This window comes from uncultured Gemmiger sp., from assembly GCF_934561205.1.
GTDB lineage: Bacteria > Bacillota > Clostridia > Oscillospirales > Ruminococcaceae > Gemmiger.
The window spans coordinates 67,609-80,673 of the sequence record NZ_CAKTFU010000004.1 but is presented as its reverse complement, the minus strand read 5'-3'; the positions used below and the strand labels follow the sequence as shown (position 1 = coordinate 80,673).

The window sequence follows — 13,065 nt, the reverse complement described above, 5'->3', positions numbered from 1 at the left end:
CGCACACTCCTTTGTTTTAGGCTTCGGCGTCCGCGCCGGCAACGATCTCGGTAATTTCCTGCGTGATCGCAGCCTGGCGGGCACGGTTATAATACAGATTCAGATGGTCGATCATCTCACCGGCGTTCTTGGTGGCGGCATCCATTGCCGTGCGGCGGGCGCCCTGCTCACTGGCAACGCTCTCGCACAGGGCGCCGTAGACGACACCTGCCAAATATTCCGGGATGATGGCGTCAAAGACCGCTTCGCTGCTCGGCTCGTACAGCATCAGGCTCTTATGCTCGTGTCCCGGTTTGGGACGCGGCGCATCAAAAGGCAGTACCGACAGCACCGACGGCGTCTGGGTCAGCATAGAAACAAACTGCGTGAACGCCAGGCGGATCTCGTCAAACTCCCCTGCCAGAAATTTTGTGCAGACAAGGCGGGAAATTTCAAAGCAGTCGCTCACCGAAAGGCTGCCCGCCTCGGCAAAAGCCGTAGTCAGCAGGGGTACGCCCCGGCGCTCGAAATGCTCAACGGTCTTTTTGCCGATGGGCAGAACACAGTAGTCACTGTCCCCGGCGTCCGCCGCCACAGCCTTTAAGATGTTGGCGTTGTAGCCGCCCGCCAGACCGCGGTCACCGGCGATGACGATATACAGCCGCCGATGTCCCTCGCGCTTGGCAAGATACGGGCTGCTGAATTCAGAATCGGCGTTGGCGATGTCGAACAGCGTGGTATACAGCGTTTCAAAATACGGGCGGCTGTGTTCCACGCGCTCCTTGGCGCGGCGCAGCTTGCTGGACGCCACCAGCTCCATAGCCTTGGTGATCTGCATGGTACTCTGCACACTTTTGATGCGCAGCTTGATTTCCTTCATTGAACCGGCCACCGGCAGCACCCCCTTTGCAGTTTATTTGTTCTTGATGAAGCTTGCGGTAAAATCCGCCAGTACGGCTTTGAGCTGTTCCTCGGTTTCGGGCTTGAGGTCGCCGGTGGTGCGGATGGTTTCCATCACGCCCGCTGCGGTGACGTTCTCGTCCAGATAGGTGTACAGCGTCTGCTCGTACTCGGCAATGTCCGCCACGGCAACATCCTTCAGATAGCCGTGGATGGTGGCGTACAGGATCGCCACCTGCTTTTCGACGGGTACGGGGCTGTTGCGGTCCTGCTTGAGGACCTCCACAATGCGCTCGCCCTGGGCAAGACGCGCCTTGGTATCGGCGTCCAGGTCGGAACCGAACTGGGCAAAGCCCTGCAGCTCACGATACTGGGAGTAGATCAGTTTCAGCGTACCTGCGACCTTTTTCATTGCCTTGATCTGGGCGTTGCCGCCGACACGGGAAACAGAGATACCGGGGTTGACAGCCGGGCGGATACCGCCGTGGAACAACTCGGTTTCCAGGAAGATCTGACCGTCGGTGATGGAAATGACGTTGGTCGGGATATACGCAGCCACGTCGCCCGCCTGCGTTTCGATGATGGGCAGTGCGGTCAAGGAACCGCCGCCCTTGGCATCGCTGAGTTTCGCCGCGCGTTCCAGCAGACGGCTGTGCAAGTAGAAAACGTCGCCGGGGTAGGCTTCACGTCCCGGGGGACGGCGGATCAGCAGAGAAAGCGCACGGTACGCGACAGCGTGCTTGGACAGGTCATCATAAATAATGAGGACGTGCTTGCCCTGATGCATGAAATATTCGCCCATGGCGCAGCCGGCGTAGGGGGCGATATACTGCAGCGGCGACAGCTCGGATGCCGTGGCGCAAACCACAGTTGTGTACGCCATAGCGCCGTTTTTCTCGAGGTTTTCGACCAGAGAGGCAACCGTGGAGCGCTTCTGACCGATGGCAACGTAGATGCACAAAACATCCTTGCCCTTCTGGTTCAGGATCGTATCGGTTGCGATAACAGTCTTACCGGTCTGACGGTCACCGATGATCAGCTCACGCTGACCGCGGCCGATGGGGATCATCGAGTCGATCGCCTTGATGCCGGTCTGCAGGGGCTGCTTGACGGGCTGACGATCCAGAATGCCGGGTGCCGGGGATTCAATGGCACGATACTCGGCGGCGTCAATGGGACCCTTGCCGTCAATGGGCTGACCCAGCGCGTTGACAACGCGGCCGATCATCCCCTCGCCCACCGGCACGGAAACGACCTTGCCGGTGCGCTTGACGACGCTGCCCTCTTTGATGCCGGAATCATCGCCCAGCAGAACGATGGAAACGCTGTTTTCTTCCAGGTTCTGCGCCATACCGTAGGTGCCGCCGTCAAACTGGACCAGCTCACCTGCCATGCAGTTGTCAAGACCGGCGGCGCGGGCAATGCCGTCACCGACCATGGTCACAGTGCCGGTTTCAGTCTGCTCGATGGCATTCTGATAGTATTTAATTTGCGAGCGAATGATTCGGGAAATTTGTTCAGGTTTCAGTTGCACTGTTTGGTTCACCACGCAATCTTTTATTTGCTTTACATCACGACGCCGGCGATCTCATCCCGCATCGTTTCCAGGCGGCGCTGCACGGTGCCGTCCAAGCGCTTGCCATCCATATCCAGCCGCAAACCGCCCAGCACGGACGGATCGACTTTTTCTTTCAGGGTAACGGTCTTGCCGGTCAGCGCCGCCAGCTTGGCCAGCAGCTTTTCGCGGCTGGCATCCTGCAAAGGCACTGCCGAGACCACCGTAACCTCGATTATGCCGTGGTCAGCGTTATACTGCGCACGGTACGCCTGCACACAGCCGAAAAGCTCCGGCAGCAGACCTTCCTCGCACAGCAGCTTCATAAAGTTGATCAGGTACGGATGCGCACCCTCAAACGCCGCGTCCAGCAGATCGCAGCGCTCTTTCTTGGGCAGATTTTCTGCCGTGAGCAAGCGCATATAGTCCGCATTTTCACCAAAGCAGATCACAGCGGTTTCCAATTCGCTGAGCAGCTCGTCGGTCAGCTGTTCTTCTTTGGCAAGCTCATACAGGCTGCCGCCGTACCGTTTGGCTGTTTCGGTCACGACGCATCCCCCACATTCTGAATAAATTCGTCAATGAGTGCCTGATGATCCTGCTGTTTGATCTCGCGCTCAACGACCTTGCCGGCGATCTCAACGGCCATACCGCCGATCTCGTTCTTGAGGTCATTGACTGCTTTTTTGCGTTCCTGCGCAATATCCGCTTCGGCAGCGGCGCGGATGTTCGCGGCCTCGGTCTTGGCCTCGCCCACGATCTCCTCCTCACGCTTCTGCGCGCGGCGGGTCGCTTCCCGCAGCATGGCATCGCGCTCGTCCTTGATGGACTGCAGATGCGCCTGATATTCGCTTTCCAGCGCAGCCGCTTTCTGCTTGGCCGCGTCGGCATCGGCGTACATCGTGTCGATCTCGTTCTGGCGGTCGTCGATCATCTTTTTGACCGGCTCAAACAAAAAATGTTTCAGCACAGAAAAGGTGATCAGCATATTGCAAAAGGTAAACAGCGCTGTCCACGGATTGATGCCTACAAAGCTTTCAAAGCCTGTCACTTGCTGTCCCTCCTTTCGTGATGTTCATTTTCCCGATTAGTGGAAAACGAACAGCAGCAGCAAGGAGATGACCAGCGAGTAAATGCCGGTGGATTCGGTAATGGCGCAGCCAAGGATCATATTGGTACGCAGGTCGCTGACCATTTCGGGCTGGCGTGCCATACCTTCCAGAGCTTTGCCGACGGCGTTGCCTTCACCGATAGCAGGACCGATAGCGCCAAAACCAATGGCAATACCGGCACCGATCGCACAGGCGGCTTTTACGATTGCAGTTTCCATATTGAAATCCTCCCAGTTATAAAATACGTTGTTATGCTTCTTCCGGCGGCGGGCAGGCATTGCCCACATACACCATTGTCAACAGGCTGAAAACAAGGGCTTGAACCCCGCCGGAGAATACATCAAAATACAGGCTCAGGATGCCGGGGATACCGACCTCCAGATAAGGAACGCCTGTCAGCCCCAAAAGAGAGAGTGCGCCGGTGGCGATAAAAACAATGCCGAAAATCTTCTTTGCCAGCTTCTTGTTTTTAACGCCCGCGACCAGCAGCGCCATGCCGATGACCAGCACCGCTGCGCCGATGACGACGCTTTTGCCCACAAGCCCCAGCAGCAAGGCAGAGCAGGTCGCCAGCGCGGTGTAGACAAGGCTTGTCAGCACGCTGCCGCCCGCGATGTTGCCGAAATGACGGAACGCCATCGACAGCGGCTGTGCGATTTCAGAAACCAGGTTCATCGGCGTCATGACCACCACAGGCTCGGTAAAGCCCTTGAGCCAGCCCCCGACGCCGTTGCGCTTGATGGAGCAGCCCCAGCACAGCACGCTTGTCATGATCGCCCACGTTGCCGTGGTGGAAAGGTCTGCCGTGGCAGAGCGGAAAATACCCGTCATACCGATAAAAGACCCGCATACCGAGGACAGGAACAACGCCCCCATATACGGCGCCCAGTACAGGTTGTGCTTGCCCATGGTGTCGCCCACCATGTCATACAGCATCGTTACGCCTTTTTCTACCAGCACCTGCCTGCGACCGGGGCGTTTTTCCAGATTGCGCCCCAACACCACCGCTGCCGTACACAGCAGCACCATGACCACAAAGCTGGCGACCGTGGTCTGGGTGATGGTAATGCCCAGCGGCAGGGTCCAGTAAATTTTCGGTCCGTTCATTTTGCAGCTTCACCGCCTTTTGTGTCCTTGCGGAAAAATTCCAAAATTTTTAAGGAAAGCTGGGCGAACAGCAGCGGCAAGATCGCCGGCACCGGCTCGCACAGATCCATGCGAAAGAGTAGAACATACACCGCCAACAAGATCAGCGGGCGTACCACGCTGGAGCCTTGTATCTCCATCTGGGCTTTTTTGGCGTCACCGGTTTGGGCTGCGCGGTCCATGGCGTTGGACACCGTGATGCTGAGCGCCGCAAAATTGCCCAACGCCAGCACAAAGCCCACCAGCGCACCCGCCAGCGTGCGCAGCGTAAACTGCCCTGCCAGCGCATACACAACCAGCATCAGCCCCTCACACACAGCAAGCGCCGCCGCCACACGGGCAATTTCCTGAAAAACCTCCCGTTGTTTCTGCATAGGCGGCTCCTTTCTGCCTTAGTGGCGGTTGAATGATACCGGGGGCGGGTCGGGTTTCTTGGGGGGCTTCGCCTGCCGGTCGATGGCTTTCAGCGAGCTGCGCAGCCCCCCGACCGCCGCCAGCAGACCCACAATGAAGCCTGCCGCCACGACCCAGCCGCCCAAGGCGAACCGGCGTTGCAGCCACACAGCCCCCCACAGGCTCAGCACCGGCGGCACTGCCACCGACATACCGAACTGGGTCAGCCAGACCAGATGGCGGGCGATGTCATAGAAGGTTTTCATAACAACGCGCACCCCGATCCAGACCCAAGATTTATTACCAGTATACACGAAACCGCCGGACTTTTCAACAGGTATTTGCCGTGCAATTTTTATTTTTTGTGCAACTTAACAGATTATTCACATTTGGAAGCAATGTACAAAAAAAGCGCCCGCGCCAAGGCGCGAACGCTGAAAATTTATTTGCTGCTGTTCTTTTTTTCGCCAAAACGGTACTCGGTGCCGTTTTTCAGGCGCTCGATGTTGGAGCGGTGCAGCCAGATGACCATCGCTGCCATAATGGCGCAGCACACCGTGCTGAAGGCGACCGTTGCGGCATCGGCGCCGTGCGCCAGCAGGTTGATGAGCGTCGCCACCGGGTACAGCGCGGCAATGATAATGCTGCCCAGGGACACGATGCGGGTGATGGCAAATTCTACCAAAAAGATCCCCAGCAGGACGGCGCAGACCAGCGGCTCGGTGGCAAGCGCCGCACCGGCACCCACCAGCACGCCCTTGCCGCCCTTAAAGCCGAAAAACAGCGGGCGGCTGTGTCCGATCATACAGAAAATGGCAGCCAGATAGGCACCGCAGACAGGGTCCAGCGGGTTCTGCCAGGCTGCGCCCGTGCCGGAAAGCAGGGCGTCGAAGATAAAGCGCCCCAGCCGGACGGCGGCAACGCTTTTGCCCACATCGCCCAGCGTGGTCAAGACAGCCGCCAGTTTGCCGTAGGTACGCAAAACGTTGGTCATGCCGGCGTTTCCGCTGCCGTGACTGCGCACATCATCATTGTACAGCACCTTGGAAATCAGGACGCCAAACAGGATGCTGCCCAGCAGGTACCCGCCCAGCGCAGTCAGCAGGCAGGCGGCAAGGATGTGCAGAATGTTCATAACCGTTACACCTTTCCGGCGCGGGCTACGCCGTCGCCATGTTCACGGGTGATCATACGGATAGGGGTACCCGTCAAGCCGAAGGTCTCGCGAATCTGGTTCTCGATATAACGCTGGTACGAGAAATGGAACAAGACCTTCTGGTTGACGAAGCAGACGAACGTCGGCGGGCGGGTGGAGCTTTGGGTGATGTAGAACAGCTTCAGGCGCTTGCCCTTGTCGGAGGGCGGCTGCACCTTGGCGGTGGCGCGGGCGAGCATCTCGTTCAGTGCGCCGGTGGGGATGCGGGTGCCGTTCTGGACATCCACAAAGTGGATGGTTTCAAACAGCTTGTCCACGCGCTGCCCGGTCTTGGCGCTGATAAACAGAATCGGCGCATAGGACATAAAGCTGAAGTCCTCCTGCAGCTTTTTGCGCATGGTGTCCATGGTGTAGCTGTCTTTTTCGACGGCATCCCACTTGTTGACAGCGATGATGCACGCCTTGCCCTGCTCGTGGGCGTAGCCCGCGACCTTGGAGTCCTGCTCGGTAAAGCCGACGGTGGCGTCGATCATAATGACGCAGACGCGGCTGCGCTCCACGGCGGCCAGGCTGCGCAGCACACTGTAACGCTCGACGCCGCTTTCGACCTTGCCCTTTTTGCGCAGACCGGCGGTGTCGGTAAAGATAAACTTGCCGTACTTATTCTCGACCATCGTGTCGATGGCATCGCGGGTGGTGCCTGCCTCGTTGGCAACGATCAGGCGGTTTTCGCCCAGAATGTGGTTGATGAGGCTGGACTTGCCCACGTTGGGGCGGCCGATGACAGCTACCGAGATGCGGTCGTCCTCGTCCTCGTTTTCATCATCAAAGTGCAGATGCTCGCACACGGCGTCCAGCAGATCGCCGGTGCCGTGTCCGTGCACACCGGAAACGGGAATCAGCTCGCCCAGACCCAGCGAGTAGAAATCGTACAATTCCATGGGCGGCTCGCCGACTTTGTCGCACTTATTGACCGCCAGCACCACGGGCTTGCCGCTGCGCATCAGCATACCGGCAATGTCCTGATCCTGCGGGGTGACGCCGTTGGTCAGCTCGGTGACCATGACGATGCAGTCCGCCGAGTCAATGGCGATCTGCGCCTGTTCGCGCATATGCGCCAGCAGACCGTCGTCAATGCGCGGCTCGATACCGCCTGTATCTACCAGCAGAAATTTGTGGCCGCACCATTCGCAATCGCAGAAAATGCGGTCGCGGGTGACACCGGGGGTGTCCTCCACAATGGCAAGACGCTGGCCGGTCAGCTTATTAAAGATGGTGGACTTGCCCACATTGGGGCGGCCCACGATGGCTACGATAGGTTTTGCCATATCAGCTTTCCTCCCTCGTTGGTTTTCGTATCAATCGTTTGCGGCGGGGGGTGGCCAGGACCGCCTTGCAGCAGCCTGCGCCGTCCGTGGGGATGGTGATGACCCGGCAGCCCAGACTTTCGCCCAGACCGGCGGGGGTCACGTCATCCAGAAAGCGGTCTTTTTCGTCCCGTAGCATGACCTCAGGTACCGCCAGCGTACCGCTTTGCAAGGCGCCGCGGCACTGCTCGGCGATGTCGGTGCCGGTCACAAGTCCGGTCACGCTGACGTTGCCGCCGAAATAGCGGTTCTCGATGGCATGTACCGTGACATGCACCTGCGGGTAGCGCTGCATCAGCGCCTGCATACATTCCTTTATTAAAGGGGCAGCCAGCGTGCCGGTAGCAACGTCCAGCGCATGGGGCAGGACCAGGCCGCGGTAGTCCTCCAGCTCCTGCAAAAAGGTGTCATGGTAGAGCCGCCACATTCCCACGCCGTCCTCCAGCTGGGCAAACTCGTCGTAAAATTCGGCGGGCGGCACTTCCCTTTCGGCGGTCAGGTACCACTCATCGCTGGGATACACGATGCTGCGTCCGTACTCGGCGCGGCATTTTTGGGCAAATTCTTCCAGAATATCCAGCGTTTCGGCGGCGGACTGCTGATCGTAGGGGGTCAGCTTGTACAGCCCCTCGCGGTAGTCGGTCACACCGGCGGGCACGGCGGCGATGCTGCCCACCTGCGGGCGCAGCGCCAGCAAGTCGTTCAGCGTGCGGCGCAGCTCGTCACCGTCGTTGATGCCGCGGCACAAAACCAGCTGGCAGTTCAGCTCGATGCCGCCCGCCGCCAATTTGGGCAGATAGTCAAGTACTTCCCCGCCCCGTTTGTTGGCCAGCATCCGCACGCGCAGTGCGGGGTTGGTCGTGTGCACCGAGACGAAAATCGGGCTGATGTGCATCTGAATGATGCGGTCGATCTCATGCTCCGAGAGGTTGGTCAGCGTGATATAGTTGCCGAACAAAAAGGACAAACGCTCGTCGTCATCCTTAAAATACAGCGGTTCACGCATACCGGGGGGCAGCTGGTCGATAAAGCAGAACATGCAGTGGTTGGAACAGCTGTGCTTTTCGTCGCCCAAATAGGTTTTGAAGTTGCAGCCCAGCGGCTCGTACTCGCCCTTTTGCACCTGCAGGGTGCGCTGCTGCCCGTCCGCGCAGATCTCCAGCGAAAAGGCAGGGGGCGTTGTATAAAATTGGTAGTCCAGTGCATCGGCAAGCGGATGGCCGTCGATGGCCAACAGTGCGCAGCCGGGCTGCAGCCCCAGCTTTTGGGCGGGGGAATTTTCGTCCACCGCCGTGACGTATAGCGGCATCGGGCGGCCTCCTTTCGCGTCAGAATGACAATAACTAACAAAAAATGGGGAAGGCTACGCCCTCCCCTGCATGTCTCCTTACACTCCCCGGCTGAATATCAACCGCGCAGGAGTGGAAAAGCCATATCCTTCAAAAAAGAGATCAAGCCTCTTTCTTGATGATTTCCTGGCCCTTGTAGTAGCCACACTTGCCGCAAACCTTATGGGGAACCTTCAGTTCGCCACACTGCGGGCACTTCACCAGCGTAGGCGCCTCCAGTTTCCAGACATTAGAGCGACGTTTGTCGCGGCGGGCTTGAGAATGCTTTCTCTTGGGTACGATAGCCATAATCGGACACCTCCTTGGCGAAATTCAACTGAGCAGTTGTTTTAATATGCTAAGCCGTGCATCCACAGGGGCAGTTTCTTCTGCCGTTTGGCAGGAGCATCCTGCCGACTTTTTCTTTCCGCAGACGGGGCATAGGCCTTGACAATCCGCACTGCAAAGCAGCACCGACGGGACCTCGAACAGCAGTTCCTGAAAAACCAGTTCCTGAAGATCGAGACAACCTTGTTCGTTGCAGGGCAATTCAAAATCCGGGTCATCCAAATCGCGCCGACGCACAAAATACTCTCTCTCGAAGTCATAGCTGCGGGAAAGAGGTTCCAGGCAGCGGGCACATTCGGACTGGATATCCGCCTTTACACAAAGCAGCAACGCCGCGCCATCCTCGGTGGGCGTTGCCGTAAAGGTACATTGTGCGGGGGTATTCAGCGTAAAAGCGCCGAAATCCGCCATAGACAAATCTGCTGCAAATTCTGTTTCATAGGGTTTGCGGGCACCGTCTAAAAAGGAACGCAGATCAAATTGCATAGTACACCTCAAAAGGTTGCTTAAATAGTATACACAAGTTGCGGGGGGTTGTCAACAACTAAAACCCAAAAAGTTGCGATTTTTTATTATTTTACGAAAAAAAGGGCAGGAAAGCCAGCTTTCCTGCCCCAAAATCAGACTTTTTGCGGTCAAAGACCCGATCAGACAACGTACTTCTTCAGTTCTTCGGGCAGGTCGGTCACATTGGCAGACACGGTGACGACGACCTCGATATTTTGGGTGATCTTGTCGATGGCAGCCAGAACCTTGGCAGCAGCGGCCATGTCGTGGTCGATGATGCGCAGGATGCCGTCGATGAACAGCTCGGTGATATCGTAGTTGCCGGCCAGAACGCCTGCAACAAAGCCGTACAGCATATCGGCACCGACAACGCCATACTCGTCCACGTCAACCAGGCGGGCAGCGTGGTTGATCTCGGTGGTGAGCTTCATGCATTTTTCGATGACAACGATGTTGCCGGAAGTGGTCTTGGTGGCCTTATCGATCATCTCGATCATAGTTTTGGTTTTGCCGGAGCCTTTGGTACCAACGATGAGTTTCAACATAGGGGTTACCTCCTTATTTCGTAAGCGCTTGCGCGCCATGGTTCCTTGGGTTTATTCGCTCAGGGCTGCTTCCAGTTCCGCCTTGCGGTCCTCGTAGCCGGGCTTGCCCAGCAGGGCGAACATGTTCTTCTTGTAGCTTTCGACGCCGGGCTGGTCAAACGGGTTGACGGCCAGCAGGTAGCCGGACACGGCGCAGGCCTTCCAGAAGAAGTAGATCAGCTCGCCGACATCGTGGGCGTCCAGGCTGTCCACCTCGATCAAGCCCAGCGGCACGCCGCCGTCGGTGTGGGCAAGAATGGTGCCCTCCATCGCCTTGCGGTTGACGACGCTCATATTCTGGTCAGCCAGGAAGTTCAGGCCGTCAAAGTTGCCCTCCAGCGGCTCAATGTAGAAGTCCTCGCGGGTGTTCTTGACGTCCACGAAGGTCTCAAACATGATGCGGCTGCCGTCCTGCAGGAACTGACCCATCGAGTGCAGATCGGTGGAGAAGATGCAGGAGGTGGGCATCAGACCCTTCTGATCCTTGCCCTCGCTCTCGCCAAACAGCTGCTTGTACCACTCGTTCATCATGGTAAAGTCAGGCTCAAAGCAAGCCAGCGTCTCGACGCTCTTGCCCTTGCGGTACAGGATGTTGCGGGTCATGGCGTAACGGTAGGCATCGTTGTCCATGGTGCACTTGCCGAACTTTTCGCGGCCGTCGGCAGCGCCCTGCATCAGGGCGTCGATGTCGATGCCGGCACAGGCGATGGGCAAAAGACCCACGGCGGTCAGCACGGAATAGCGGCCGCCGACGTCGTCGGGCACCACAAAGGTGGGCCAGCCCTGCTCATCGGCCAGCTGTTTCAGCGTGCCCTTGGCGCGGTCGGTGGTGGCGTAGATGCGCTTGTTGGCCTCCTCGGCACCGACAGAATCTTCCAGGAGCTTGCGCAGCACGCGGAATGCCAGCGCGGTCTCGGTGGTGGTGCCGGACTTGGAGATGACGTTGATGGAGAAGCGCTTGCCCTTGGTCAGCTTGATGATGTCATTGAGGGCAGACGGAGAGATGGTGTTGCCGCAGAAGTAGATCTTGGGGCCATCCTCGGTCTCGTTGTGGAACTGACCCTTGACGGCCTCGACGACGGCACGGGCGCCCAGATAGGAACCGCCGATGCCGGCTACCAGCAGCACGTCGGAGTCGGAGCGGATCTTTTCCGCCGCCTGCTTGATGCGGGCGAACTCCTCGCGGTCATAAGTAACAGGCAGGTCAAGCCAGCCCAGGAAATCATTGCCGGAGCCGGTCTTGGACTCCAGCTGATCGTGTGCCAGCTTGACCTGCGGGAAAATCGATTCATATTCTTCAGGACGGATAAATTTAGTCAGATGCTTGCCGTTAAATGCAACAGCCATGTTCCGTTCCTCCTTTGTCTTTTATATACCACAATGATACTGTTTTATCTGGTCATTGTCAAGCAAAAATGCGGGAATTTTTCCAAGTTTTCATTTATTATGCACAAATCACAGTCCGTTTATCAGTATCCCATGGAGGAGATATTGCAGGCAATATCCAAAACTCAACGCCTGAACGTCCTGTGCGGCGCAGATGGGCAGTTCCTGCAAAACGGTTTCTCCGCGCAAAAGCTGCCAGCTGCCCACGGGGGTCCCCTGCTCTATCGGTGCGGGCACATCGTCGGGCAGCAGGATTTTCGTCTGCAAGCCGCCGCCCTCGCCCTTGGGCACCAGAAGGCGCTCAGGCGCGGCGTAATCCAACGGCACGGTCTCGGCAGTGCCGCGCTGCACCCGCAGCGTTTCGGGCGCATCGTCGGGCAGGGCGACCTCGGCGCTGTCGTAGTGGGCAAAGCCGTAGTCCAGCAGCGCCTTGGCGGCTTCAAAGCGCTCTTTGCCGGAGGCCGCACCCAGCACAACGGCGATCAGCCGCAGACCGTCGCGCTCGGCGCTGGCGGTGATACACACCCCCGCCTTGCCGGTGGTGCCGGTTTTTAACCCCGTAATGCCGGGGTAGCTTTTGAGCAGCTTGTTGGTATTGACAAGCTGGGTCTTGCCACCGCGCAGGGTGTCCATCCAGACCGTGCAGTAGTCCCGCACCTCGGGGTGGTGCAAAAGCATTTCGCGGCTCATCACGGCGACATCCCGCGCACTGGAAAGATGCCCTTCCTCGTCCAGGCCGCAGGCGTTGGCAAAATGGGTGGCGGTCATGCCCAGCTCGGCGGCGCGGGCGTTCATTCTTTCTACAAAAGTCGGCTCGCTGCCTGCCACAAACTCCGCCACCGCCACGGCGGCATCGTTGGCACTGGAAATGCAGACCGCCTTGAGCATCTCCTGCAGGGTCAGCTGCTCCCCCGGTTCCAGCCAGATCTGGCTGCCGCCCATATGGTAGGCGTGCTCACTGACCGGGACAATATCGGTCAAGGAAATTTTTCCTGCCTGCAACGCCTCAAAGGTCAACAGCATCGTCATCACTTTGGTGATGGACGCCACCGGGCGGCGGTCATCGGCGTTTTTCTCGTACAAGACAGTGCCGGAATCCTCGTCGATCAGCACGGCGGCGGCGCAGGGCACATCAAAGTCCTGCACCCCTGCCGGCCGCACATCGGGCACTGCATCGGCATAGCTGCGCAGCACCGCCGTTACCGCCAGCAGCAGGCATAAAACGGCAAGCACGATTTTCTTTTTCATCGCAGGTCACCCCCATGCTATGGCTTTATTTCAGCCTATGCAGCGATGGGTCAGAT

16 protein-coding genes are annotated in these 13,065 nt (G+C 58.2%); all 16 read right to left on the bottom strand.

All coding sequences use genetic code 11. The annotated features are described in order from the left end of the window. Positions 1–16: 16 nt before the first annotated feature. Positions 17–859 (bottom strand): ATP synthase F1 subunit gamma, encoded by an 843-nt coding sequence (gene atpG, locus Q0I19_RS03710; protein ID WP_366012347.1) that lies wholly within the window; start codon positions 857–859, stop codon positions 17–19. 33 nt (positions 860–892) lie between these two features. Beyond that, the gene (gene atpA / locus Q0I19_RS03705) at positions 893–2,413 is read right to left on the bottom strand and encodes a F0F1 ATP synthase subunit alpha (RefSeq protein ID WP_294758884.1); all 1,521 of its coding nucleotides are present in this window, start codon (positions 2,411–2,413) and stop codon (positions 893–895) included. A 32-nt stretch (positions 2,414–2,445) separates the two neighbouring features. Then, positions 2,446–2,982 (bottom strand): ATP synthase F1 subunit delta, encoded by a 537-nt coding sequence (gene atpH, locus Q0I19_RS03700; RefSeq protein ID WP_294758886.1) that lies wholly within the window; start codon positions 2,980–2,982, stop codon positions 2,446–2,448. Then, positions 2,979–3,485: a F0F1 ATP synthase subunit B gene (gene atpF / locus Q0I19_RS03695; RefSeq protein ID WP_294758888.1), complete on the bottom strand. Its 507-nt coding sequence runs from the start codon at positions 3,483–3,485 to the stop codon at positions 2,979–2,981. The genes atpH and atpF overlap by 4 nt, the downstream gene beginning before the upstream one ends. Positions 3,486–3,521: 36 nt before the next feature. Beyond that, positions 3,522–3,764 (bottom strand): ATP synthase F0 subunit C, encoded by a 243-nt coding sequence (atpE, locus tag Q0I19_RS03690; RefSeq protein WP_294758891.1) that lies wholly within the window; start codon positions 3,762–3,764, stop codon positions 3,522–3,524. Between the two features lie 31 nt (positions 3,765–3,795). Continuing rightward, on the bottom strand, positions 3,796–4,653 hold the full coding sequence (locus tag Q0I19_RS03685; RefSeq protein ID WP_294758893.1) for a FoF1 ATP synthase subunit a: 858 nt from the start codon (positions 4,651–4,653) through the stop codon (positions 3,796–3,798). Further along, complete coding sequence (locus Q0I19_RS03680) at positions 4,650–5,066, bottom strand: hypothetical protein (RefSeq protein WP_294758896.1); 417 nt, start codon at positions 5,064–5,066, stop codon at positions 4,650–4,652. The genes Q0I19_RS03685 and Q0I19_RS03680 overlap by 4 nt, the downstream gene beginning before the upstream one ends. An 18-nt stretch (positions 5,067–5,084) precedes the next feature. Continuing rightward, the gene (locus Q0I19_RS03675) at positions 5,085–5,399 is read right to left on the bottom strand and encodes an AtpZ/AtpI family protein (protein ID WP_296023285.1); all 315 of its coding nucleotides are present in this window, start codon (positions 5,397–5,399) and stop codon (positions 5,085–5,087) included. A gap of 128 nt (positions 5,400–5,527) precedes the next feature. Further along, complete coding sequence (gene plsY / locus Q0I19_RS03670) at positions 5,528–6,220, bottom strand: glycerol-3-phosphate 1-O-acyltransferase PlsY (protein ID WP_294758902.1); 693 nt, start codon at positions 6,218–6,220, stop codon at positions 5,528–5,530. A 5-nt stretch (positions 6,221–6,225) separates the two neighbouring features. Next, positions 6,226–7,569, bottom strand: a complete 1,344-nt coding sequence (gene der, locus Q0I19_RS03665) for a ribosome biogenesis GTPase Der (RefSeq protein WP_294758904.1) — start codon at positions 7,567–7,569, stop codon at positions 6,226–6,228. A gap of 1 nt (position 7,570) precedes the next feature. After that, the gene (locus Q0I19_RS03660) at positions 7,571–8,917 is read right to left on the bottom strand and encodes a DUF512 domain-containing protein (protein WP_294758906.1); all 1,347 of its coding nucleotides are present in this window, start codon (positions 8,915–8,917) and stop codon (positions 7,571–7,573) included. 142 nt (positions 8,918–9,059) lie between these two features. Next, positions 9,060–9,245, bottom strand: a complete 186-nt coding sequence (gene rpmF / locus Q0I19_RS03655) for a 50S ribosomal protein L32 (protein ID WP_294758908.1) — start codon at positions 9,243–9,245, stop codon at positions 9,060–9,062. A gap of 24 nt (positions 9,246–9,269) precedes the next feature. Further along, the gene (locus Q0I19_RS03650; RefSeq protein WP_294758909.1) at positions 9,270–9,770 is read right to left on the bottom strand and encodes a YceD family protein; all 501 of its coding nucleotides are present in this window, start codon (positions 9,768–9,770) and stop codon (positions 9,270–9,272) included. A 161-nt stretch (positions 9,771–9,931) separates the two neighbouring features. Then, complete coding sequence (locus Q0I19_RS03645; protein WP_294758911.1) at positions 9,932–10,336, bottom strand: hypothetical protein; 405 nt, start codon at positions 10,334–10,336, stop codon at positions 9,932–9,934. A 51-nt stretch (positions 10,337–10,387) separates the two neighbouring features. Next, positions 10,388–11,722: a glucose-6-phosphate isomerase gene (locus Q0I19_RS03640; protein WP_294758913.1), complete on the bottom strand. Its 1,335-nt coding sequence runs from the start codon at positions 11,720–11,722 to the stop codon at positions 10,388–10,390. 108 nt (positions 11,723–11,830) lie between these two features. Then, positions 11,831–13,009 (bottom strand): D-alanyl-D-alanine carboxypeptidase family protein, encoded by a 1,179-nt coding sequence (locus Q0I19_RS03635; protein WP_294758915.1) that lies wholly within the window; start codon positions 13,007–13,009, stop codon positions 11,831–11,833. Between the last annotated feature and the right edge of the window lie 56 nt (positions 13,010–13,065).